We start from the raw sequence: 23,136 nt of genomic DNA on the forward strand, positions 1-23,136 counted from the left end.
CACGCCGCCGGAGAAGACTTCCCAAGTCTGCTTCTGTGGGCCGAATTCGCGGTAACCTCCGTGCAGCATGTGTCAGCTGGGGTGAGAAGGCCGCATTGTGACGTCGTTGCCGCGCCATCCACGCAGCGTCGCCCGGCGGCTGGCCGGGGCGGCGCTGCTGATGGTGTTGAGCGCGTCGGGTGCGGTGCTGGTGCCGGCGGCGGCGCACGCGGCTCCGTCCGGCACCGTCGCCGCGTTGCCGGTCCGGTTCGACGCGATCCGCGACGACCAGTGGCAGCTCCGCTCGCTCGACGCGGCGGCCGCCTGGCAGCATTCCACCGGAGCCGGCGTCACGGTCGCCGTGATCGACTCCGGGGTCGATGCCACTCATGTGGACCTCGCCGGCCAGGTGCTGCCGGGGATGGACTACGTCGACGACGGGGACGGCCGGTCGGATCCGGTTGGGCACGGCACCACGGTCGCCGGTCTGATAGCCGGGCGGGGTGACGACGACACCGGGGTGCTGGGCCTCGCCCCGGACGCCAGGATCCTGCCGGTGCGGGTGTTGGACGAGGAGAACCGGTACGACGACGCGATGGTCGTGGCCAGGGCGGTCCGGTGGGCGGTGGACAACGGCGCACGGGTGATCAATCTGTCGCTCGGTGGTGGCGGCGACAGCCCGGCCCTGGCTGCCGCGTTGGACTACGCGTTCGCCAAGGACGTGGTGGTGGTCGCCTGCACCGGCAACGTCTCGTCGACCAACTCGTCGAGGGTGTGGTACCCGGCCCGGGAACCCGGGGTGATCGCCGTCGCCGGGTTGGAGCGTACGGACGAGCGCGCGGGCGACAGCCTGTGGTCGGGTTCGATCAGTGGGCCGGAGACGGTGCTGACCGCGCCGGCGACCGGCCTGGTCGGTGCCCGGCCGGACGGCTACTGGCGGGTTCAGGGGACCAGCTTCGCCGCCCCGTTGGTGGCCGCGACCGCGGCCCTGGTCCGGTCCCGCTGGCCGGACATGTCCGCCGGCACTGTCGTCACCAGGCTGATCGAGACCGCACGGGATCTGGGCGAGCCCGGACGCGACGACCGGTACGGCTACGGCATGGTCGATCCGGTGGCGGCGCTGACCAGTGGGGTGGCCCCGGCGGCGCGCAATCCGCTCGACGACAACGCGACGCCCGGCGTCGTCGGTTTCGGTCCGGCTCCCGGTCTGGAGTCACCGGCCCCGACGCTGTCCGGTAGCGCGGCCCGGCTGACCGGTCCGAACGGCGACGATCAGGGTGCGGGCTGGGCGATCGGGCCGGTCGACGACGATGCCGAACGGTCCGGGCCGGGGTTGTTCAGCGGTGGCGCGCTGATCGTGGTGGTCGTCGGCACCGGCTTGTGGCTGGCCCACCGGATGTACCGGGTGACTGGGCCGGCGGCTGGCACTGGGCCGGCTCCGCCGCTCACGCCCACCAGGCCGACGCCGCCACTGCGGCCCACCGGCTCAGGTTCGCTGCTCAGGCGCACTCCCCGGTAGCGGTCTGGCGGGTGCTGCCGATCCCCAGGTTCGCCGCTGCCGACGCTTCCTCGGCGGTGACCGCGAACCCGGTGTTCGGGTCGTCCGCCGCGGCGGCGAAGATCACTCCGAGGACCAGGCCGTTGGCCGAGACCAGCGGACCGCCGGAGTTGCCGCTTCGAACGAGGGCCCGGATCGTGTAGACCTCGCGGTTGACGTCACCGTCGTCGTAGATGTTCGGTCCGGTGATCGGACCGATGTCGCGGACCCGGGCGGACTGGGCGTCGTACGGCCCGTCCAACGGGAACCCGAGCACGATGGCGTCGGTCCCGGTCGGTGCCGGTCGGTCGGCGAACGGCATGACCGGGGCCGGCAGGTTGGGAACGTAGACGACGGCCAGATCGCGATCCGGGTCGTAGACGACGACGCGGCCGTTGTGCCGTTCTCCTTGCAGTTCGACCGCGACGGTCTGGGTGCCGGCGACCACGTGGGCGTTGGTCATGACCCGGTCCTCGGCGTAGACGAACCCGGAACCTTCGATCCGGCGGGAGCAGCGCGGCGCGGAACCGAGCACCTTGACGACGCTGCGTTGCGCGCTCGCCACCACCTCGGATCCGGCCAGCGCCGGGTCAGGCGGCGGCACCTCCCGGACCCGGGTCGGCGCCAGGTCACCGAAGACGGTCGGGAAGCCCCGGGTGTCCACCGTGTCACGGAGCGCATTGGACAGGGCCTGCGCCTGGGAGGGCATGACCCGGTCGACGCCGTTGAGCAGGGCGCTGTTGCGGACCGCGCCGGCCAGCCCGGGAAACGACGACGATCCGAGCGGAACCGCGACCAGCCAGGCCACCAGCAGTACCGCCACCAGGGAGATCACCGCTCCGCCGACGTCGTCGGCCCGGCGGCCGGCCGGGCTGGTGATGGCGTGCCGCAGGCGTGAGCCGGCCCAGCCGGCCAGTGTCTGTCCGAGCACGGCGAGGCCGAAGACCGCGATCAGGGACACCACCACGCGTAGCGCGTTGTCGGCGAACTGCTGTGCGAGCAACGGGCCCACCTGCAGGCCGATCAACGCACCGCCGAGGAAGCCGGCGAAGGAGAGCACCCCGATGACGAAACCCTGGCGGTAACCGCTGATGGCGAAGACCAGCATGAGCAACAACAGCACGACGTCGACGGCGGACACCCGTCAAGACTACGGGGACACGCCGGACCCGCCCGGCGGCACACGTGGTTCGACGAGCGGTTCCCGGTCGGGTCGCTCAGCCCGGCCCGGCGACGGGCTCCGGCGAGCTCACGGTCGGCGGCGACGGCGGCAGGTCGATGATCCGGTCGGCCGGCCACGGACCGGACCAACCGGCCATCTCCAGCAGGGTCGACAGCACCCCGGCGGTGAATCCCCAGACGAGCATGCCGCGCAGCTGGAAGGCGGGTCCGACCCAGCCGCTGGCGTGCCGGACCTGCAGCCGGTTGTCCGGGTCGACCAGCTCTCTGATCGGCATCCTGGTGACGTGGGCCACTTCGGCGGGTTCGCGGGGATGCACCGGATGCGGCCGATGCCACCAGGCCAGGATCGGCGTGACCACGAATCCACTCACCGGAATCCACAGTCGCGGCAGGTCGGCGAGCACCGTGACGCTGCTCGGGTCGAGCCCGACCTCTTCCTCGGCTTCCCGCAGCGCGGTGGCCCGCAGGTCGACGTCGTCGGGGTCGGCCGCGCCGCCGGGAAAGGCCGGCTGCCCGGCGTGGTTGCGCAACGTCGCCGCGCGCTGCAGCAGGAGTACGTCCGGTTCACCCGGCTGGTCCTCACCGAGCAGCACCAGCACCGCGCTGGCGCGACCGCCGGCCGACGGGGTGGGCAGCGGCGTGAAATCGGCGGTACGGGCGGAGCGTACCCGGGTCAGCAGTGGCTCCCACCACGATGGTGGTGGCGGGGTCGACGTCACGGCGCCACCGTCACACGCAGCTCGTGTTCCACCAGTTCGGCGAGGGCGGCGTCGTCGAGTTCGCTCTCCTGATGCAGCAGCCGGATGTCGCCTCGGGCGTCGACGACGATGGTCAACGGCAGGCCGACGCGCCGCACCGCCCGGCGCAGCCGCTCCTGCGGGTCGACCAGGTTGGGAAAGCTCAGCCCCAGATCGTTCGCCAGGTCGAGCGCCCGGCCGCGATCGTCGGCGGTGTTGACGCCGATCACGTGCAACTGTCCGGCGGTACGGTCGGACAGCCGCTGCAGGACGGGTAGTTCGTCGCGGCACGGGGGGCACCACGATGCCCAGAGGCTGATCACCGCGGGTCCGCGAAGCGCGGCGACGTCGACCGCCGTACCGTCGGCGAAGCAGGGCAGGCTCAGCGTCGGTAGCGGCGTCGCCGCCGGGCCCGCCGCCCGGCTTGGGTCGGCGTCCCCCGTCGTGGCTGCGGCCACGTCCCCGAGGGCCGCGTCCGCGTCCCCGACCGCCTCGACCGGCGGGGCGGTCAACCGCGCGCAGTCGGCGAACGGCACCGGCTCGGTCGCGGCCGGCGTCACCGGGTCACCGGTGCAGCCGGCGACCAGGAGCACCGGTACGACCAGCGCCAGCAACCGCCACCGTCCGTACGGGCGGCGTCCGTATGGGCGGTGGACTCGTGGTCGCCAGACTCGTGGTCGCCGGATCACGGGACCTCCGCGACGACCGCGTCGGCCGGCACCATATCGGCGGAGACGCCGGCCAGTTCGGCCAGCTCGCGGGCGCGCGGACCCTTCAACAGCCGCGCCGCGTCGGCGGATGTCGTCGGTCCGGTGCCGTACGCGGGACAGAGCGGGGCGAGCGTACAGGTGCCGCAGGCCGGTTTGCGAGCGTGGCAGACCCGCCGCCCGTGGAAGATCACCCGGTGGGACAGCATCGTCCAGTCCCGGCGCTCGATCAGCGCACCGACCGCGTGTTCGATCTTGACCGGATCGGTCTCGTCGGTCCACCGCCAGCGCCGGACGAGCCGCTGGAAATGGGTGTCGACGGTGATGCCCGGCACGTCGAAGGCGTTGCCCAGGATGACGTTGGCGGTCTTGCGGCCGATGCCGGGCAGCGCCACCAACTGCGGCAACTTCCGGGGAACCGCTCCGGCGTACTTGTCGGTGAGGGCCTGACCCAACCTGATCAGCGAGTCGGTCTTGTTGCGGAAGAAGCCGGTGGGGCGGATCAGTTCCTCCAGTTCGGCCCGGTCGGCGGCCGCGTAGTCGGCGGCGGTCGGATAGCGGGCGAACAACCGGGGAGTGACCTCGTTGACCCGCTTGTCGGTGCACTGGGCGGACAGGATGGTCGCCACGGCCAGTTGCAGCGGGCCGTCGTGGTCGAGTTCGCAGTGTGCGTCCGGGTGTGCCTCGGCCAGCAGCCGGGCCATCCGGCGGGCACGGCGTTTGCGCGCCAGGTCGGTTTCGCGGTGCTGCCGGGCGGGCTCCGTACAGGCGACGGGGAACGAACTCACGCCGGCCAGCCTACGTCGCCGCGCGCGGTGGGGGGCGGACCACGACGCCCGTACGGTCGCCGTCGGTGTCAGTCCGACGGGCGGGCGCGGGCAGGTCAGTCCGACGGCGGTGCGATGGTGCCGTCGTCGTCGAACCGCGCGCCGGTCTGCGGGAAGTCGGACGAGGACAGCTCACGCACCAGGTCGAGGCCGCGCCGCTGCTCGTCGAGGGTGGGCAGCCCGTTGCCGTTCATGAAGGTGGCGACGAACTCTCCGTCGACCCAGTCGCCGTCGGTGGTGAGCGAGACCTTGAGCACCCCGCCCCACCCGAGCCGACCGTTGTTGCTCAGGGTGCCGCCACCGCCGGCGAAGTTGCCGAGGCTGTAGGCGATCAGCCGTCCCTGGTAGAACTCCATGCCGCGCAGTACGTGTGGGCCGTGCCCGACGATCAGGTCGGCGCCGGCGTCGATCACCGCGCGGGAGAACGCCATCGGGTCGCCCCGGTTCTCGCCGAGGAACAGTTCGGTGCCGGGGGTCACCCGGGTCATCTCCGACCCTTCGGCGCCCATGTGCACCTGCACCACGACCAGGTCCGCCAGCTCGTCGGCGCGGCGGACGACGGCTGCCGCCGCGTCGAGGTCGATCAAACTGTTGTTGGGCGGGGAGTACGAGGAGAAACCGGCCACCGCGACGGTCACTCCGTCGACGTCCAGTACGGCGATCTGGTCGACCGCGCCGGTGTGTTGCATCCCGTTCTCTTCGATGACCTGCTGGGTGTTGCGGTAACCCGCTTCGCCGAAGTCGTACCCGTGGTTGTTGGCCTGGTTCAACAGGGTGAACCCGGCCTCGCGCAGGTGCGCGGCGTACCGGGGCGGGGCGCGGAACTGGTGGCACTGGGTCGAGTTGGGGCCGCACTTGCCGGTGCCGGTGTCCTCGGTCAGCGGCTCCTCCAGGTTGCCCATCACCACGTCCGCCGCGAGCGCCTCGGTGACCGAGTCGAAGAAGCCTTCGCCGTCGTCGGGGGGCAGCCGGTCCGGGGCGTTGCCGAGCACGATGTCGCCGGTGGCCGACAGGGTGATGATCTCGGGCTCGGGCTCGTGTTCCGGAGTCGGGCTCGGCGCGGCGATGACCCCCGCCGGAGAAGCGGCCGACTGCCACTGCGGCGGCTCCGTGGTTCGCTCCAGTCCGCCGAGTGCGACGATCCCACCGATGACCGCGACCAGCAGTACGGCGGTCATCACGGCGATCGACAGGACAGGGCGGCCGGCGGCGGATGCCTGCCGCCTGCGGCCGCGAGAGGAACGCTGCGCGTCGGTCACTGGCGTGACCCTACCGGCCACCGAGCGGTTCCGACGACCACCGTCCGGCTGGTCTAGCGACGTGTCGTGCTGTCGGCCCCATCGGGGTCTGCCGCACCGGCGTTCCCTGGGTTCGTGCCCCCGTCGCGTACGGCCCGGTGGACCGCTCGGGCCAGCCGCGCCCCCCACGCCGACCGGGGTCCGCCGTACCGCTGCTCCGGCCCGTGTGCCGGGCACAGCAGGACCACCGCGTCGGTGGCCGTACCGGTCGCCCGCAGGCCGAGGTCGGCGATCGCCTGCACCTTCGCCTCGGTGATCGTGGCCACCGCGTTGACCAGAGCGGCCTCGCCGAGACGGACCGGCATGCTCGCCACGATGTTGATCGTGCCGGGTCGGATCGACGACCGGGGTGCCGCCGGTCCGGCCGGCGCGGCGGCCAGGATCGGGGCGCCGAGTCCGACCGTGGCCGAGACGCTCACCCCGGCCTCGGTACGGGTGACGGTCCGCGTCACGTCGACGCCGGTCAACAGCCCGACCCCGGGTCCGCGCAGGTCGATCAGATCGGCCAGGTCGGTGAGGTGCCGGTCGGGGTCGTCTCGCCGGTACGACATGGGCACTGTCGCGTTGAGCACCCACCAGCGCAGCCCGATACCCCCGCCGAGCGGTGCGGAACTGATCGCCAGTAGCGGATCGGCCAGCGACCAACAGGCGACCGGCAACACCAACCCGTCTTCGGTACGGGTGGTGAACCACGGGCGGACGACGTCTGCGGGCACCAGCCGACGATACGGTGACCGGTGCGCGCCGCCGGTCGCGCAGGTGACCCTGTTGGGCGCGGAACGCGGACCGGTCGGCGGTCGGGGCGGTGCATGTTAACGACGGATCCACCCTGTTGGGTTACGCTTCCGGATCAAGATTCGGAGGGTGCGCATCCGGTCAGGGGCGGAGTGCACCTAGACTGACTGCGCGCGGCAGGTCACGGCTGGGTGCCGGGAGCATGCGCCGCGCAGGCGGAGGTGCGCGATGGACGAGGTGCTGGCTCGTAGCGGGATCTTCCAGGGCGTGGACCCGGAGGCCGCCGAGGCGCTCGCCAAGGAGATGGAGACGATCGAGGCCCGTAAAGGCGAGATCGTCTTCAACGAAGGCGAACCCGGTGACAGTCTGTACATCGTACTGACCGGGAAGATCAAGGTCGGTCGACGGGCCGCGGACGGCAGGCAGAACCTGATCGCCGTCATGGGTCCTTCCGACATGGTCGGTGAGCTCTCGCTGTTCGACCCGGGACCGCGTACCGCCACCGCGACCGCGGTGACCGACACCCGGCTGGCCCGGCTTCGCAAGCAGGCGCTGCGACCGTGGCTCAACAACCGGCCGGAGATCGCCGAGCAGCTGCTGCGGGTGTTGGCCCGTCGGCTGCGGCGGACCAACGACGCGCTGGCCGACCTGATATTCACCGACGTACCCGGCCGAGTCGCCAAGAACCTGCTGCAGATGGCGGGTCGGTTCGGCACCCGCGACGGCGGGGTGCTGCGGGTGACGCACGACCTGACCCAGGAGGAGATCGCCCAGTTGGTGGGTGCTTCCCGGGAGACGGTCAACAAGGCGCTGGCGGATTTCGCGTCCCGAGGCTGGCTTCGGCTGGACGGCAAGAGCATCATCATCCTCGATCCGGAGCGGCTGGCCCGCCGGGCCCGGGTCTGATTCGGCGCTCACGACACGCGACGGCACCCGCGATACGCTGCGGCGCTCACGGGCGCTGCGGGCGCTCACGGGGAGACGGACGCCCGGCATGCCGCGTCGACCGGGATTATCGGCCGTACCTTTCGGCCGAGCGCCTGGAGCAGGGAGTCCTCGACGTGGAGGTCGTGCACCCAGAGCCGGTAGCGGGGTAGATCCTCCTCACTCGGGCAGAGCACCCGGGACACGACCGCGTCCGTCGGTACGTACCGAATGCCGCCCCGCTCCTGCAGGATCACCACGCTGACGTCGTCGACCGCGACGACGCTGCCCCGGATGTCCTCGGTCTCGATCGCTTCGGTCTCGTCAGTCGCCGCTTGGACCGGGTCGATCTCGCCGGTCGCCGTCTCGCCCGAGTCGGCGTCCCCGGTCGCCGCCGCGGCGGTTGCCGCCCCGAGCCCGCCGGTCGGGATCTCGACGGAGGTCACGGTACGCGGAAGCACCGGGGCGGTCGCGATCGAGTACGACGCCCAGATCATCATGATCATGATTGCCAGCTGCCCGAGCGCCACCAGCGGCCGGACGGTGACCGGCAGGACCGGCCCGGTCACGGCCAGCGCGAGCAACGGTGGCGCGGCGAGCACCAGCATCGCCACCCATTCCCGAGCGGCGGCCGCGTCGGCCAAGGTGGGTGCCAGCAGCCAGAAGTAGCCGAGCAGCAGGGCCACGACGATCGACACCCGGACCGCGACTCGGTCGTGCAACCGGCGCGGCGACAGCTGGAAGATCGCCGCGACGGCCGGCAGTAGCAGCGGCAGATAGAGGATCTTCCAAGTCACCGCCGCGACCAGGATGGTGACTATGACGAACCAGATCGGGACGATCCGCTTCCACCGCACCAGCAACGGCCGCCGGTCCTGCCAGCGGTCCGGGTCGTTGTCGACGCTGACCGTCAGCACCGCGCTGATCGCGAACAGCGCGACCATCGCCCCGGAGACCAGCCGGCTGGCGGTGATGACGAAGGCGGCGACCAGGTTGACCGGGTTGACGTTGGCCGCCAGCAGCAGAGTCGTCTGGAGTTCGCCGCCGGATTCGACGACGAGGCGCAGCACCGAGACGATGGCGGGCGCACCGACGACCATGCTCCAGAACTGTTGGGCCGACCGGGCCCGACGTTGTTCCTCTTCGGGTGTCTGCCCGTCGTCGGCGTGCCGGGGCGTCCCGCCGGGGAGCCGGCGCTGCGACGTCACCGCGCTCAACGGGCGACTTTGTCATCGTGATCGACGAGATCGGGAACGTCGAGCGGCGGCGGCTGCTCGGCCGGCCCCAGCCAGGGACCGAGGTTGTTGGTGTACGCCGTCTCCCAGGCCGTGGTCCGACCGTCCTGGCTCTGCCGGTAGCTCTTGTCGAGAAAGTAGCTCACGAGGTTGCGCAGGTGTTCGTCCTCCAACGGCACGCCGATCCCGAGCGACTCGTCGACTCCGAACGGCATGTCCACGATCTGCAGCTGATCTGGATACTGCGACTTGAACCCGGCCAGAATCGTCTCGTCGGAGACCATCGCGTGGTATCTGCCAGCGAGGATGCCGTCGCGACAGTCGGGCGGCCCGGCCGCCTCCTCGAACGGGATCGCCCGCTCGGTCAACAACCGCTCGGTCGTCGAACCACCGGCGGCGCAGACCTTGATCTCCTCTTTGCGCAGGTCGGGAATGGTCTGAATCTGGTCGGCGTACTCCGCCGCGATCAGCACCTCGGGGGTCGTCACCAGGTACGGACCGGCGAAACTGACGTCCCTGGCCCGCTCGTCGGTGATCGAGAAGCTGGCGATCACGATGTCCACCCGGCCCTGCCGCAACGCGGTGATGCGCTCCTCGGTGATCAGCGTCACCCACTCGATACGCTGCTCACCTTCGAAGCCGAGTGAGCTGGCGATGTAGCGGCCCACCTCGACGTCGAAGCCCTTGCGTACGCCCCGCTCGGTGTATGACATCAGAGGAAAGGCGTCGTTGATCCCGATCCGCAGCTTTGCCCGGTTGCTGATGGTCGAAAGCTCGCGCAACTCCTGTACGGACCGGCGGGGTGGCTCCTGTTCGCCCTCGCACGTCGCGGCGGTGGTCAGAATCAGGCTGAGTGTGACCACCACTGTGGTCAGCAGCTGGCGTGACCTGCTCGAACGCGTTGCGATCGATTGACCCACGGCATCTGCCACGACTGCCTCCAGCCCTTAAACCGCGATCCCACACCGTCCCGACGTCAATACGACGGCCGTCCACTTTGCCGGCCGTCATCAATGTAGTCGCACAGCGCAATCGACATCGCTCGCCCGTTCAGTCGATTCTCGCCGAAGTGGCGTACGGCAGGTCGCCGCGCGGGACGCGGTCAGCGGTCAGGCCGCCTTGGCGCTCGGCGGTGTGGTCGACCTGGCCCACGCCTGTGGACGTCGACTCGTCGCGATCGCCAGCGACACCCCGCCGACAGTCCACAGGCCGAGCACCGACCACTGGCTCAGCATGGAGGCGTCGGGGAAGTAGGAGATCGTCCGGATGAGCGACACCGACGCTCCCGGCGGAAAGTACTGTCCGACGGTGCCCCACGGGCCGGGGAGGAACTCGACCGGCAGCATGGCGGCGGATATCGGGCTACCCACCAGCATGATCAACACTGTGCCGACGCCGACGCCGTGCAAGCCGATGAGGTTACGCAGTCCGATCACGGTGGCGGCGATCGCCGCGATGGTCAATCCGCTGGCCGCGATGTTGAGCACCAGGGCACCGCTGAGAATCCGAAAGGCCAGTTGGCCGACCACGGCCACCGCGACTCCGGCGACCCCGGCCAGGACCGCGAGGGTGAGCAGTCGTCGGGTGGTGCCCTGGACGCCGAGCGCGATGAAGATCCCACCCTTGAGGCCACCGAGCAGCAGCGGGAAGAAGGACGCGCTCAACCCGGCGCCCTGGTCGTCGTGCTTCGACAGCGGAACGACATCGGTCACGGTGATCCGCTCCGAGGTCGCGGACTCCCCGCCCGCCAGCATCGGGGCCAGCCCGGTCAGCAGCTGGGCTGCCACCGTACTGGCTCCGGAGGCGGCGAGCAGCTCCGGTGGCTCGGCGACGACGACCGCTCCGTACACCTCCCGATGCCGGATCGCGGCGACCGCGGCCTCCCTGGTGGGGTACCTGATCACCGTGAATTCGTGCGGACGCGCGCTTTCCAACGCCGTGGTCATCTCCGCAGCGGCCGACTCGGGGCCGACCAGGCCGACCGGCACGCCACGTGGCTGCGCGTAGACGGCCGGCCAGGTGAACGCCGCCATGATGAGGGTGGCCACGAAGGCCAGCGTCGTCCCGGTGATCAGACACCGGCTGATCCGGGTCGGCTGGTCCTGTCGCGACTGGTCCATCCGCCACCTCGACGCATCAGGGAATTCCTGGCAGAACCACCCTAAGCACTACATCACCCTCGACACGGCGGATAACCGCGAAACCGGCCGTCCCGGTGAGAGGTCACCGCGCGGCGAGCGTGGGTCCGTACAGCCGGCCGGGTCCTTTGCCGGCCAGGCAGCGGAAGGTCCGGTCTCCGTCCCGCAACGCCTCGGCGTCGGGCGGCAGCACCTCGAACTCCCAGTCCCGGGTGTCCAGTACCAGCGTGATCGTACGGAACACCTGTTCGTTGCAGACGGCTTGGATCGCCGGATCCGCGCGCACGGTCGAATGGTCCGCCGTGGTCAGATCCGACGGCAGGTCCCCGATCGCGAAGGACTCCCAGGTGTGCCGGCCGGTGCAGGCGGTGGCAGTGATGCCGGCCGACCGGTCCGGCGCGAACCGCCCCACGAAACACTCCAGGTCGTCGGGGCACCGTAGGTCCGCCAGTACGGGCAGCTGGCAGCCGGGCAGTACGCCCGTACCAGGGTCGGTGGTGTTGCCGGCCTGCACCGGATCCGGGGTGCCCGGCGATCCCGAGGCGACCGGAGGCTGGACCGGACCTCGGGGTGCACCGGTGGCCACCATCCAGGTCCCCAGACTCGTCATCGCCAGCAGCACCAGCACCCCGAGCCCACCGAGCAGGCGACGCAGCCGTGGTCGGTCCACGAGCCCGCCCGGCCGGGCATCGGGCTGGTCGGGAGCCGGCGGTGGATGCCCGGCGCTCCACGGTCCGGATGGTCCCGCTGTGCCGGCTGGCCGGCCCGGCCCGGCCGGCGGCATCGCCGCGCCGGGCGGCACGGCGTGGACAGCGGAGGGCACCCCGGACCATTCCGCGGCCGGCTGGGACGGGACCGGCGGTCCGGCCGGCTGGGACGGGACCGGCGGTCCGGCCGGCTGGGACGGGACCGGCGCGGCCCGTGACGGGGTGCGGAAGTCTCCCGTGGGAGTCGCCGACCAGGCCGGGCCCGGCGACCCGGTCGGCGGCCAGGTCGGCGGCCCGGTGGACGGCCCGCCGGACACCGGCGCGATCGAGAAGGGTGGCCGGTGCGGAGCGGCAGGGCTCCAGTGCTGGCCGAGCGGCACAGCAGCCAGCATGTCGCGCAGGGCCACGGCCGTGGGCCGGTCCTGCGGATCGTTGGCCATCCCCCGGCGCAGTACGTCGGTCAGCGCGGGATGGATGCCGGGCAGGTCCGGTACCGGCCGATCGAAAAGCTCGACCAGCATCATCAGGCTGGGATTGCGATCGTCGTCCCACCTCGGCGGTTTGCCCCGCATGATGGCGTACAGGGTGGCGCAGAGGGCGTACACGTCGGCGGCCGGGGAGGGCGGCCGGTGGTCGAAGGACTCGGGCGGGGCGTACGCGGGGGTGAGCACCTCGAGGGTGACCGAGGCGTCGCGCGCCTCCACCAGTACGGCGAGGCCGAAGTCGGCCAGGGCCGGCTCGTTGAACCGGGAGTACAGGATGTTGGCGGGTTTGACGTCGCGGTGCAGTACGCCGAGGTGGTGTGCGTCAGCCAAGGCATCGGCGATCTTGACTCCGATGTCGCGGGTTTCGAACGCGTCCAGCGGCGAGGTCTTCATCCGGTCGGCGTAGGAGCCGTCGCACATCTCCATGATGAGGTACGGGTGAAGGTCGGCGGTCACCCCGACGTCGAACAGGTCGACCACGTGCGGGTGCGACGACATCCGTCCGGCGGCTCGCGCCTCGCGCATGAAGCGACGCTGGTCCCGCTCGTTGTCCAGCGCGCGATTTTCCACCTTGACGGCGACCTCACGGCCGACCGACTCCTGGACCGCGCGGTAGACGGTGGCATAACCACCTCGGGCGAACACTGACAAATCTGACAGTCCCGGCACCGAAGGGAACGGCAGCGCGCTTGGCCGTCTGTCGTTCACACCGTAAACGGTACCCAGACCTCCGGCGGTCAGCCCAGCCCGGCCCGATCCGACGCGCCCGCCGGTTCAGCGCCGGGTACACCGACAGGCACCCCACCGGGCACACCGGCAGGCGCCCTCCAGGTCGGAGGCAGGCGCCCGCCAGGACGGATCAGCGGCGTACCGCAGCGGTCGCCCGCCGCCGCTCGACCAGCAATGCGACCCCGGTCGCCGCCGCCCCGACCGCCTCCCACAGCGCGACCCCGACGAACCGCGCCGGAGCGACGTCGGTGAGTACCAGGACGGTGAAGACCACCGTCGTCACCAACCGGAACACCACTGTGAAGCGGAAAAACGGCCGCCAGTCGGTGACCGCCGCGAGCAGGTAGTAGACCCCCATGTTGAACGATGCCATCGACGACGCCGCCATGAAGGTACGGGTGTGGTCGCCCGGCGCCCGGTCCGCCGCCGGCACCACCTCGAATCCGAGCGACGTCAAAAGGATGTCCGGCTGCACCAGCCCGATCACGCCCATCACCAGCGCCGTGGCCCCGAAGGCGGCGACGGTCCAACCCGACATCGAACGGGGCAACTTCATAAGGGGTCCTTCCGGCCACAGTGGCACCGGCTCTGGCCCACTGTGCGCTCAGGCTAGCGAGCTGCCCACCACACCGGCATCCTCGGGTCCGGCAGGTTCGGCCCCGCCGGCCGGCCCCCGATCACCCACCGATCGCGCGATCACCGACCTGATCCGCTCGGCGGTCGTCCGTTCGCTGACCTGCTCGGTCCCGTACGCCAGGGCCACCGCCTGATCGGCCGCCTGCCGGGCGGCCACGTCCTCGTCGTTCGCCGCCAACGCGGTGGCCAGTACGCCGAATCCGACCACCGTGCTCCGAACGTCCTCGGCCGGCTCGTCCAGCGCCCGCCTCGCCCAGTGCAGCGCCTGGGTCGGCTGCCCGTCGGCCAGCAACGCCGACGCGTACCGGGCCAGGGCCTGACGCCGGGAGAACAGCAGCGAATGGCTGCCGGCGGCGGCGGCGATCGGCGCCAACAGACCCACGGCGATCCCCGGATCGCCGGCGGCCAACCGGGCCGAGGCCAGCAGAACTCGCGGTCCTACCTGGACTGCGGCCAGCGGGTTGTGCGGTTCGACCGAGGAGAGCACCGCCCGCGCGTCCTGTTCGGCCGCCGCGACGTCGTCGCGTTCGAGCGCGACGAATCCCCGCAGCGTACCGGCCATGCCGATCAGCAACGGGTGCCCGATCCGTTCACCGTGTGCCAGCGCGTCGGACAGCAGATCCGCCGCGTGTTCCGGCTCTCCCAGGCCTCGGGCCACCACCCCTCGGGCCAGCAGCGCGAACCCCCGTCCCCAGTCGTCGGCGGCGCTGTCGAAATCCCGGTACGCCCGGCGCGCCGACTGGTCCGCCTCTCCCAGATCACCGAGTTCGGCGGCGGCGAACGCCTCCACCGCGCGCAACGTTCCCACCGCCCAGACCTCCCCCACCCGCTCGCCGAACGGCAGGAAGACCTGGGCCAACCGGCGGGCCTGCGCCAACCTGCCGGAGAGCAGCCGGGCGAAGGCGGTGGTGCCTCGCAACCACGCCCGGCCCACCGGGTCGTCGAGTTCGGCGAAGAGCCGCGCCGCGCGGCTGAGTACCGCGTCGGCGCCGGCGAAGTCCCCGCGTGTCGTGGTCACCCAGGCCAGGCTCTGCAGCGACCACGCCTGGCCGCGACGGTCGCCGGCCTCCAGATTGACCTGGTACGCGGCGGCGAAGCGGCTACTCGCCTGCCCGAGCCGGCCGGCCAGGAAGTCGGCCATGCCGAGTCGCCGCATCGCCTCCGCCCGTTCGGCCGGCAGTCCCGCCTCGGTCGCGATCCGAAGAGCCTCCCGCCAGACCGCCAGCGCCCGGTCGGCGTCGCCGAGCGCGCGATGCGCGCGACCCGCCACCAGCAGCGCGCCCGAGCGGGCCCGGCTGTCGTCCCCCGCGTTGGCGAGGATCTTCTCCGCGTCGGCCAGCGCGTCGGCGGGTCGCCCGGTCTGCAACAGCGCCCGGGCGAAGACCAGCTGGTCGACCTTGGGCACCGCGTCGCCGCCGAGCGCCGTCGCCCGCTGGGCGCATTCCACCGCGAGCTCGGGTTCGCCGGAGGCGATCGCCCGGCGGGCGGCCCGGCCCAGGGCGAGGATCCCGATTCCGGCGACGGTGTGGGCGGACGAGTCGGGACGGAGCCCCACCGCTTCGGCCAGCCGGACCGCGCGCTCGGCATGTTCGGCGATGAAGGCGTCCCGCAACGCCGGACCCATCCCGCCCGCCGTGCCCGTACCCGCTGCTGAGGACACGTCGGCCGGACCGACCGGCAAGGTGCCGACCGTCACCGGACCGACCGTCACCGGGCCGACCGGCAAGGTGCCGACCGTCACCGGACCGACCGTCACCGGGCCGACCGGCAAGGTGCCGACGGTGACCGGACCGGCACGGCCGGGCTGGCCGGCGTCGATGCTCGCGGCGGCCCACCGGGCCAGGCACGCGTGCCGCTCGGCGAGGTCGGCCTTGCCGATGCCGGCGTACGCGGCCTCGCGCATCAGCGGGGTCGGGAAGGAGAAGCCGGTCCGCGTCCGGCGCAGCATCCGCCGTTGCAGCAGCTCCTCGACGGCTCGGTCCAGTTCGACCGCCACCACGGCGGCCGGCCGGCCGTCGCGGCGTTCCCGCAGCGCTTCGAGGGTGCCGTCGGGGACGTCGTCGCCGACCACGGCGGCGTCGCGCAGCACGGAACGCGCGTCGGCGGGCAAGGCGTCGATCCGGGCGGCCAGGACGGCGGCGAGGTCGCGGGAGAGCAGCCGGCTGCCGAGCGAACCGGGCGCCAGACGCCAGCTGACGTCCTCGCCGTCTGCCTGGCCGGAGCCGCCGGCCAGCGCGAACCCGCCGATGACGGTGGATCCGATGGTCACCGTGGATCCACCGGCCGGTGCCGACCGACGGGTCGGCGCGGGTCCTCCAGCTGAGATGCCACCTGTCGCCGGCACGGATCCGGTGCGGGTCAGCGCGCCCCGTTCGATCAGCAGGGTGACGAGTTCCGACAGGTAGAAGGGATTTCCCTGCGCGGTGGCCAACAACCGGTCGACGTCCGCCTGGGGCAGCCGACCACCATCCAGATAGGAGGCGAGGAGTCGGGCGGCGTCGGCACCCCGCAACGGTGGCAGCGTGTGCACCTCGGCATCGGCGACCCGGGTCAGCGCGCCGGCCGTACGGACCAGCTCCGGACGCCCGAGCAGCAACACCAGGACCGGTCCGGTGATCCGGGACAGGGTTTCGCCGAGCGCGTCGACGGTGTCCGCCGTAGCGTCGTGCAGGTCGTCGACCACGATCAGCAGTGGTGTCTCGCGAGCGAGGGCGCTGAGCAGGTCGGCCACCGCCCCGGGGATCGCCTCGGCGTCGAGGACCGGCGCGTCGGCGGTCAGATCCGCCGGGCCGGACGAAGGATGCGCGGCTGGCGGCTCGGCGTAGCCGAGGAGGGTGAGTAGCAGATCGACGGAGATCGTCGGAGGGTCGGGGTGCAGCCGGGCGAGTCGCTGGTGGAGTCGACGCAGCCGTTCCTCGACGACCGGCGTGGTGACGGCGGTGGCGGTGTCCCGGGGCAGGCCGACCGCGATACGGACCAGGTCTGCCAGGGGGGCGAGACGACGACGTTCGCCGAAGGCCACGCACCGGACCGAGAGCACCCGGGCGCCGGTGGGTGCGGCGTACCGGCCGGTGCCCACGTCGTACCCGGCCGCGTAGCGTTCCACCTCGGCGGCGAAGCGGGACTTGCCGATGCCGGCCTCCGCGGTCAGCACCAACACCCGGGGCTCGCCGTGGTCGATGACCTCGGTGAGCCGGCCGGCGAGTCGTCCCACCTCCGCTTCGCGGCCGACGAACGGCGCCTGGTCGCCGATCCCGGACCGGGTCCCGGGGGCGTCGTGCGGCCCGAGGAGTTCGTACGCCTCGACCGGGGCGCGTTTGCCTTTGAGCCGCAGGGGGCGCAGTTGCCGCCAGGCGGCGACGTGCCGGGTGGCGGAGGCGGTGCTGGCTCCGGCGTACACGGCCCCGATCGCGGCGGCGTCGGCGAGCCGGGCGGCGGTGTTCACCGTGTCCCCGATGACGGTGTATTCGATGGCGGCCTGGATCCCGGCGACGACGTCCCCGGTGTTCAGGCCGACCCGCAGGCCGAGCGGGGCGCCGCCGCCGCGTTCGTCGTCGAGTACCCGTCGGACGGCGCGTTGCATGCTCAGCGCCGCCCGCACGGCCCGCTCGGCGTCGTCCTCGTGGGCGACCGGAGCGCCGAAGACTGCCATGATCCCGTCGCCGGTGAGCTTGTCGACGTGCCCGCCGAAGGTCTTGACCGCTCCGGCGAGGGCGGCGAGGACCCGGTCGGTGACGGCACCGACCCGCTCCGGGTCGAGATCCTCCGACCAAGACGTAAAATCCGACAAATCACCAAATAGTACGGTGACTACCCGGCGCTCGGCTGCCGGCAGCGCGGCCGCCGCCGGCAGCGCCGCGCCGCAGTTGTGGCAGAACCGTGCGCCGGGCACCGCGACGGTTCCGCAGACCGGGCAGGTCACCGCTGGTCCAACCCGCTGACGCCCCCCGACGATTCCCGCTGATCGAGGTAGGCCAGCTGGGCGCGGACCGACCACTGCGCCGCCGGCCACAGCGACCGGTCGACATCGGCGTAGACGACGGCCACCACCTCGGCCGGATCCGTCACCCCGCGCGCCACCACCTGTCGGACCTGATCGAGCCGGGCCCGGCGGTGCTCCAGGTAAAAACGGGCAGCGGCTGCGCAGTCGGTCAGCGCCGGGCCGTGCCCCGGCAGCGCGACCAGTCCGTCGTACGCCGTCAGCCGCTCCAGGCTGGCCAGGTAGTCCCCGAGGTCACCGTCGGGCCAGGCCACGACGGTGGTGCCCCGACCCAGGATGGTGTCGCCGGTCAGCACGGCCCGCTGCCCGTCGGGTCCGCCGACCAGGAGACAGGCCGAATCGCTGGTGTGACCGGCGGTCGCCAGGACGGTGATCTCCAACCCGCCGGCGCGCAGCACCGTACCGTCGCCGACCGGGTCGGGCCACCGCTGGTACGTCTCGACCAGGCCGCGTACCTGCGCGCCGAACCGGTCGGCGGCGGCCGGTGCCGCCTCGACGTGATCCTCGTGACCGTGGGTGACCAGGATCAACGAGTACGGCCCGTGCTCGGCGAGCCGGTCGAGGTGCCCATCGTCCAGGGGGCCCGGATCGACCAGCACGCCGTGGCGTTCGCCGGAGGCCCGCAACACCCAGGTGTTGGTGCCGTCGAGCGTCATCGGCCCGGGGTTGGGGGCCCGCACCAGGGTCGCCCAGCCCGGCAACTGGTCGGCCGGGGCCGTGGCGGGGGCGGTGACGTGCGCGGTCATGGCTGCGATCGTACGACCGCGCGATGACATCGCCGAGACATCTTCGCCTCGGCTTCGGCCCGGCCGGGCCCGACCCACCCCGACTTCGGCCCGGCAGCGGCTGGTCAGGCGACCTCGACGACGACCTCCACCTCGACGGGGGCGCCGAGCGGCAGTTCGGCGACGCCGACGGCGCTGCGTGCGTGCCGGCCGGCTTCACCGAAGACCGCACCGAACAGCTCGGACGCCCCGTTGATCACCGCGGGCTGGCCGGTGAACCCGGCCGCCGACGCGACGAACCCGGTCACCTTCACCACCTGGGTCACCTGGGCGAGCCCGACGAGGGCGTCGATGGCGGCCAAGGCGTTGAGCGCGCACCGCTGCGCCAGCGCCCGGCCCTCGTCGGCGGTCACCTCCGCACCGACCTTGCCGACGGCGAGCAACGCACCGTCGGCCATCGGCAGCTGCCCGGAGACGTAGACGTGCCGGCCGGACCGGACGGCCGGCACGTAGGCCGCCACCGGCGGCACCACGGTCGGCAGGCTCAGCCCGAGATCGGCGAGCCGGGCGTACGGGTCGCCGCTCACGACTTCGGCCGCTTGAGGTACGCCACCAGTTGGTCCGGATTGGGGCCGGGTACCACGGCGACGAGTTCCCAGCCGTCCTCGCCCCAGTTGTCAAGAATCTGCTTGGTGGCGTGCACCAGCAGGGGCACGGTGACGTACTCCCATTTCTGCATCGCGATACGGCTCCTAGCTCAGATGGGTTACCGCGACAGCCTACGACCCGGGCCGGTGCCGTGCGGCGGGTGCGCCACGCCGACCCGCTCGGGTACGCCGGCCAGGTGGTGAATCCGGGTGCGTCGGCCCGCTACCCTGACCGTCGGGTGGCGGCTACCCTCCGCCTTCGACCAACCTGGGGATGACGATGACGCAACCGCCCAGCGGCAGCGCTCAACCGCCCAGCGGCAGCGCTCAACCGCCGGAGGATCAGCCGACGGCGGCCGAGCCGACACCCGCGCGACCACCGGCCGAGCCACCGGTGGGCCGCTGGTCGACGCCTCCCGGCGGTCCGCCGGCGTCCCCGCCGACCAGCGGCCCACCGGTGTCCCCGCCGGCCAGCGGCCCACCGGGATTCCCGTCGCCCGGCCAGCCGTCGTCGCCCCCGCCGGGCTCGCCTCCGCCCGGGTTGGGCTACCCACCACCGGGTCAGGCGTTCCCGCCACCCGGGCCCGGACAGCCGTCCTCGGGGCAACCGTTCCCCCCACCGCCCGGACAGCCGTTCGCACCACCACCCGGGCAGGGCTACCCACCACCGTCAGGTCAGGGCTACCCGCCGCCACCTGGTCAGGGCTACCCGCCGCCACCTGGTCAGGGCTACCCGCCGCCACCTGGTCAGGGCTACCCGCCGCCACCCGGTCAGCCGTTTCCGCCGCCTGGAGCACCGGGCGCGGGCACCCCGCCGGCACCCGGCGACAAGAAGCGCCGTGGGCTGCTGATCACCTCGACGGTCCTCGCGGTGGTGCTGTTGCTCTGCGGTGGCGGTGGGATCGCCGCCTTCCTGGTGATCAACAACCTGGAGACCGGTAACGGTGCGGCCGAACCGGGCACCGCCGTGGACGAGTTCCTGCAGGCGGTCTACACCGACCGCGACGTTCCCGCCGCCGCCGACCTGGTCTGCCGCGAGGCCAGAGACGAACGCGCCCTGATCGACAAGGTGGAGGAGATCGAGGGCTTGTCATCGACGTACCGCAACCCTCAGTTCGACTGGACCGCGCCGAACGTCGAGGAACAGGACGAGGAACGGGCCGTCGTGTCGGTGACCGTGACGATGGTCACCGAGGACGAGCGGAGCGCCGAACAGGAGCTCAGCTTCGTTGTGGTGCAGAAGACCGGCTGGTTCGTCTGCGACGTCAACTGACCGCGGCTGGCTAGTCTCGTTAGGCGTGGGGGTTAGCGAAGAGTCGCCCGGATCGGCGGCGGCCCGGTGGCCGTCGCGTTTGCACGTGGTCACCGGCAAGGGTGGCACCGGCAAGACGAGTGTCGCCGCCGCGCTCGCCCTGGCTCTGGCCGGGGCGGGACGGCGCACCCTGCTCGCCGAGGTGGAGGGCCGGCAGGGCATCGCGCAGCTGTTCGGCCTGGAGCCCTTGCCGTACCAGGAGCGCCGGATCGCCACCTCGGCCGCTGGCGGCGAGGTGCGGGCGCTGGCCGTCGACCCCGAAGAGGCGCTGCTCGAATACCTCGACATGTTCTACAAGCTGGGCGCGGCGGGTCGAGCGTTGCGCCGGTTCGGGGCGATCGACTTCGCCACCACGATCGCCCCCGGCCTGCGGGACGTGCTGCTGACCGGCAAGGTCAAGGAAGCCACCACCAGGATGGTGGACCGGCGTCGGGTCTACGACGCGGTGGTGTTGGACGCGCCGCCGACCGGCCGGATCGGGCGGTTCCTCAACGTGACCGCGGAAACCGCCCGGCTGGCGAAGGTCGGACCGATCAAGACGCAGAGCGAAGGTGTGGCGGCGCTGCTGCGCTCACCGATGACGGCGGTGCACGTGGTGACGCTGTTGGAGGAGATGCCGGTGCAGGAGACGATCGACGCGGTCACCGAGCTGACCGGCCTGGGCATTCCGATCGGCAACGTGATCGTCAACGCGGCCCGCCCGCCGCTGCTGGACGGGCGCCAGGTCACCCAGGCCGAACTTCGTCGAGGGCTCGCGGCGGCCGGCCTACCCACCGACCGGGAGACGGTGGCCGGTCTGCGCCTGGAGGCACAGGAGCATCTGACCCGACGGGCGTTGGAAGAGTCGTTGCAGACCGATCTGCAGGAGTTGGATCGGCCGGTCGTGACGTTGCCGCTGCTCGCCGACGGGGTGTCCCGAGCCGGTCTGGACGCGCTCGCCGACGTGTTACTCGGCCGTTCCGGGCCGGACTGACCGGCACCGGCGAACGGAGCCGGGCCCGACGGAGGTCTGCCGGGCGGGGCGAGGAATCCAGCTCACAGCCACTTGATCGGCGAATCCCCGGTCGGCCCCGATACGCTCGACAGGTGCCTCCTGATCACGCAGCGCCACCACTGGACGTCGACCGGATCCTGGCCGATCCGGGCGTACGGATTGTGGTCTGTTGCGGCGCGGGCGGAGTGGGCAAGACCACCACCGCCGCCGCGCTGGCTCTGCGCGCCGCCGAGCGGCACGGCCGGCGTACGGTGGTGCTCACCATCGATCCGGCCCGCCGGCTGGCCCAGTCGCTCGGCCTGACCGAGCTGGACAACACGCCCCGGCAGGTCAAGGGGATCGACGTGGAAGCCAGCGGTGGCGAGTTGCACGCCATGATGCTGGACATGAAGCGCACCTTCGACGAGGTGGTGCTGGAGCACACCGACGCGGCGAAGGCGGCGGAGATCTTCGCCAATCCGTTCTATCAGGCGATGAGCTCGACCTTTGCCGGTACGCAGGAGTACATGGCGATGGAGAAGCTCGGGCAGTTGCACGCCGGCGGCGAGTGGGACCTGATCGTGGTGGACACTCCGCCGTCGCGGTCGGCGTTGGATTTCCTGGACGCTCCGGCCCGGTTGTCCCGGTTCCTGGACGGCCGGATGCTGCGGCTGCTGATGGCGCCGGCCCGGGCCGGCGGTCGGAGCATGTTCAGCCTGGTCACCGCGTCATTCGGGATGTTCTCCAGAATCGTGCAGAAAGTCCTCGGCGCACAGTTGCTCAGTGATCTGTCCGGTTTCGTCGCCGCGCTCGACTCGATGTTCGGCGGTTTCCGGCAGCGCGCCGAACAGACGTACCGGATCCTGCAGGCCCGGGAGACGGCCTTCCTGCTGGTCGCGGCGCCGGAGCCGGACGCGGTCCGGGAGGCCGCCTTCTTCGCTGGTCGGCTCGGTGCCGAACGGATGCCGCTGGCCGGGCTGGTGCTCAACCGCGTGCATCGGCCGATGCCTGGTTTGTCGGCTGCGACGAGTTTGTCCGCCGCCGCCCGGCTGGACCAGTCCGGCGAACACGGCGCGACGGCCGACGCGCTCCGGGTGCACGCCGCGTTGGCACAGCAGGCGCAGCGGGAGGAGAAGGTGGCGGCCATGTTCACCGACGCCTTCCCGGACGTACCGATGACCGAGGTCCGGGCGCTGCCCGCCGACGTGCATGATGTCGACGGGCTCCGCACGATCGGTGCGGCGATCAGCCAGTCCGGATAGCCGCCGGGTGGCCGCCCGGTCCGGAACCGGACCGTTGTCGACCGGCTCAGGTGGTCGGGACGAGTACCTTTTCGCGGTCGCGCATCGCCGCCTCGAACATCTTGCGCCAGTTCTGCACCTGCGGGTGACGGCGCAGCAGCGCACGTCGCTCCCGTTCGGTCATGCCGCCCCAGACCCCGAACTCGATCCGGTTGTCCAGCGCGTCGGCCAGGCACTCGTACCGCACCGGGCAGCCTCGACAGATGCGCTTGGCCACGTTCTGCTCGGCACCCTGGACGAACAGCGCGTCCGGGTCCCCGCTCTGGCATGCCGCCAGACTGGGCCAATCAGCGATCATGCCCATCGTTCCACGTCCCCCCTA

The 23,136-nt window shown here is 71.8% G+C and carries 22 protein-coding genes; 6 read left to right on the forward strand and 16 right to left on the reverse strand.

Going from position 1 to position 23,136, the window contains the following annotated elements; genetic code table 11:
• Positions 1-97 precede the first annotated feature (97 nt).
• Positions 98-1,498, forward strand: coding sequence for a type VII secretion-associated serine protease mycosin (gene mycP, locus O7632_RS30940; protein ID WP_278119485.1), 1,401 nt, complete (start codon positions 98-100; stop codon positions 1,496-1,498).
• On the opposite strand, the gene O7632_RS30945 is transcribed toward mycP, so the two are convergent.
• The 6 genes from O7632_RS30945 to O7632_RS30970 all read right to left on the reverse strand — a co-directional run bounded on the left by O7632_RS30945 (position 1,479) and on the right by O7632_RS30970 (position 6,932).
• Positions 1,479-2,657 carry a MarP family serine protease gene (locus tag O7632_RS30945; RefSeq protein WP_278119486.1) on the reverse strand — a complete coding sequence of 393 codons (1,179 nt, stop codon included), beginning with the start codon at positions 2,655-2,657 and terminating at the stop codon, positions 1,479-1,481. The two genes, mycP and O7632_RS30945, sit on opposite strands and share 20 nt — an antisense overlap.
• A 76-nt stretch (positions 2,658-2,733) precedes the next feature.
• Positions 2,734-3,417: a CoA pyrophosphatase gene (locus O7632_RS30950; protein ID WP_278119488.1), complete on the reverse strand. Its 684-nt coding sequence runs from the start codon at positions 3,415-3,417 to the stop codon at positions 2,734-2,736.
• Positions 3,414-4,049, reverse strand: coding sequence for a TlpA disulfide reductase family protein (locus O7632_RS30955; RefSeq protein ID WP_278119489.1), 636 nt, complete (start codon positions 4,047-4,049; stop codon positions 3,414-3,416). The genes O7632_RS30950 and O7632_RS30955 overlap by 4 nt, the downstream gene beginning before the upstream one ends.
• A gap of 71 nt (positions 4,050-4,120) precedes the next feature.
• Positions 4,121-4,930 carry an endonuclease III gene (gene nth / locus O7632_RS30960; RefSeq protein WP_278119491.1) on the reverse strand — a complete coding sequence of 270 codons (810 nt, stop codon included), beginning with the start codon at positions 4,928-4,930 and terminating at the stop codon, positions 4,121-4,123.
• Between the two features lie 95 nt (positions 4,931-5,025).
• Complete coding sequence (locus tag O7632_RS30965; protein WP_278120542.1) at positions 5,026-6,147, reverse strand: CapA family protein; 1,122 nt, start codon at positions 6,145-6,147, stop codon at positions 5,026-5,028.
• Between the two features lie 134 nt (positions 6,148-6,281).
• Positions 6,282-6,932, reverse strand: coding sequence for an adenosylcobinamide amidohydrolase (locus O7632_RS30970; RefSeq protein WP_278120544.1), 651 nt, complete (start codon positions 6,930-6,932; stop codon positions 6,282-6,284).
• Positions 6,933-7,230: 298 nt separating this feature from the next.
• Here O7632_RS30970 and O7632_RS30975 point away from each other — a divergent pair, with 298 nt between their 5' ends.
• Positions 7,231-7,908, forward strand: a complete 678-nt coding sequence (locus O7632_RS30975) for a Crp/Fnr family transcriptional regulator (RefSeq protein WP_278119492.1) — start codon at positions 7,231-7,233, stop codon at positions 7,906-7,908.
• Positions 7,909-7,973: 65 nt separating this feature from the next.
• Here O7632_RS30975 and O7632_RS30980 read toward each other — a convergent pair whose 3' ends face one another.
• On the reverse strand, positions 7,974-9,143 hold the full coding sequence (locus O7632_RS30980; protein ID WP_278119493.1) for a hypothetical protein: 1,170 nt from the start codon (positions 9,141-9,143) through the stop codon (positions 7,974-7,976).
• On the reverse strand, positions 9,140-9,874 hold the full coding sequence (locus tag O7632_RS30985) for a transporter substrate-binding domain-containing protein (RefSeq protein WP_278119494.1): 735 nt from the start codon (positions 9,872-9,874) through the stop codon (positions 9,140-9,142). The genes O7632_RS30980 and O7632_RS30985 overlap by 4 nt, the downstream gene beginning before the upstream one ends.
• Between O7632_RS30985 and O7632_RS30990 the strand changes: the two genes are divergently transcribed.
• Entirely contained in the window at positions 9,864-10,076 is a 213-nt protein-coding gene (locus O7632_RS30990) for a hypothetical protein (protein ID WP_278119495.1), read from the forward strand. The genes O7632_RS30985 and O7632_RS30990 overlap by 11 nt on opposite strands.
• A gap of 194 nt (positions 10,077-10,270) precedes the next feature.
• Here the strand turns inward: O7632_RS30990 and O7632_RS30995 are convergent, their stop codons facing one another.
• The 7 genes from O7632_RS30995 to O7632_RS31025 form a co-directional block, all read right to left on the reverse strand.
• Positions 10,271-11,281: a hypothetical protein gene (locus tag O7632_RS30995; RefSeq protein ID WP_278119496.1), complete on the reverse strand. Its 1,011-nt coding sequence runs from the start codon at positions 11,279-11,281 to the stop codon at positions 10,271-10,273.
• A gap of 103 nt (positions 11,282-11,384) precedes the next feature.
• Entirely contained in the window at positions 11,385-13,160 is a 1,776-nt protein-coding gene (locus O7632_RS31000; protein ID WP_278120546.1) for a serine/threonine protein kinase, read from the reverse strand.
• 190 nt (positions 13,161-13,350) lie between these two features.
• The gene (locus O7632_RS31005; protein ID WP_278119497.1) at positions 13,351-13,776 is read right to left on the reverse strand and encodes a hypothetical protein; all 426 of its coding nucleotides are present in this window, start codon (positions 13,774-13,776) and stop codon (positions 13,351-13,353) included.
• Between the two features lie 48 nt (positions 13,777-13,824).
• A complete protein-coding gene (locus O7632_RS31010; RefSeq protein ID WP_278119498.1) occupies positions 13,825-17,778 on the reverse strand; it encodes an adenylate/guanylate cyclase domain-containing protein in 3,954 nt (1,317 codons plus the stop codon).
• On the reverse strand, positions 17,775-18,602 hold the full coding sequence (locus tag O7632_RS31015; protein WP_278119499.1) for an MBL fold metallo-hydrolase: 828 nt from the start codon (positions 18,600-18,602) through the stop codon (positions 17,775-17,777). The genes O7632_RS31010 and O7632_RS31015 overlap by 4 nt, the downstream gene beginning before the upstream one ends.
• A 104-nt stretch (positions 18,603-18,706) precedes the next feature.
• A complete protein-coding gene (locus O7632_RS31020) occupies positions 18,707-19,168 on the reverse strand; it encodes a RidA family protein (RefSeq protein WP_278119501.1) in 462 nt (153 codons plus the stop codon).
• Entirely contained in the window at positions 19,165-19,320 is a 156-nt protein-coding gene (locus O7632_RS31025; RefSeq protein ID WP_278119503.1) for a hypothetical protein, read from the reverse strand. The genes O7632_RS31020 and O7632_RS31025 overlap by 4 nt, the downstream gene beginning before the upstream one ends.
• A gap of 182 nt (positions 19,321-19,502) precedes the next feature.
• Between O7632_RS31025 and O7632_RS31030 the strand changes: the two genes are divergently transcribed.
• The 3 genes from O7632_RS31030 to O7632_RS31040 all read left to right on the forward strand — a co-directional run bounded on the left by O7632_RS31030 (position 19,503) and on the right by O7632_RS31040 (position 22,775).
• Positions 19,503-20,501 (forward strand): hypothetical protein, encoded by a 999-nt coding sequence (locus O7632_RS31030; protein WP_278119505.1) that lies wholly within the window; start codon positions 19,503-19,505, stop codon positions 20,499-20,501.
• Between the two features lie 25 nt (positions 20,502-20,526).
• Positions 20,527-21,513 (forward strand): ArsA-related P-loop ATPase, encoded by a 987-nt coding sequence (locus O7632_RS31035; protein ID WP_278119506.1) that lies wholly within the window; start codon positions 20,527-20,529, stop codon positions 21,511-21,513.
• Between the two features lie 113 nt (positions 21,514-21,626).
• Positions 21,627-22,775 carry an ArsA-related P-loop ATPase gene (locus O7632_RS31040; protein WP_278119508.1) on the forward strand — a complete coding sequence of 383 codons (1,149 nt, stop codon included), beginning with the start codon at positions 21,627-21,629 and terminating at the stop codon, positions 22,773-22,775.
• A 46-nt stretch (positions 22,776-22,821) separates the two neighbouring features.
• On the opposite strand, the gene O7632_RS31045 is transcribed toward O7632_RS31040, so the two are convergent.
• The gene (locus O7632_RS31045) at positions 22,822-23,118 is read right to left on the reverse strand and encodes a WhiB family transcriptional regulator (RefSeq protein WP_278119510.1); all 297 of its coding nucleotides are present in this window, start codon (positions 23,116-23,118) and stop codon (positions 22,822-22,824) included.
• Positions 23,119-23,136 lie beyond the last annotated feature (18 nt).

Source organism: Solwaraspora sp. WMMD406 (genome assembly GCF_029626025.1).
In the GTDB taxonomy this organism is placed as follows: domain Bacteria; phylum Actinomycetota; class Actinomycetes; order Mycobacteriales; family Micromonosporaceae; genus Micromonospora_E.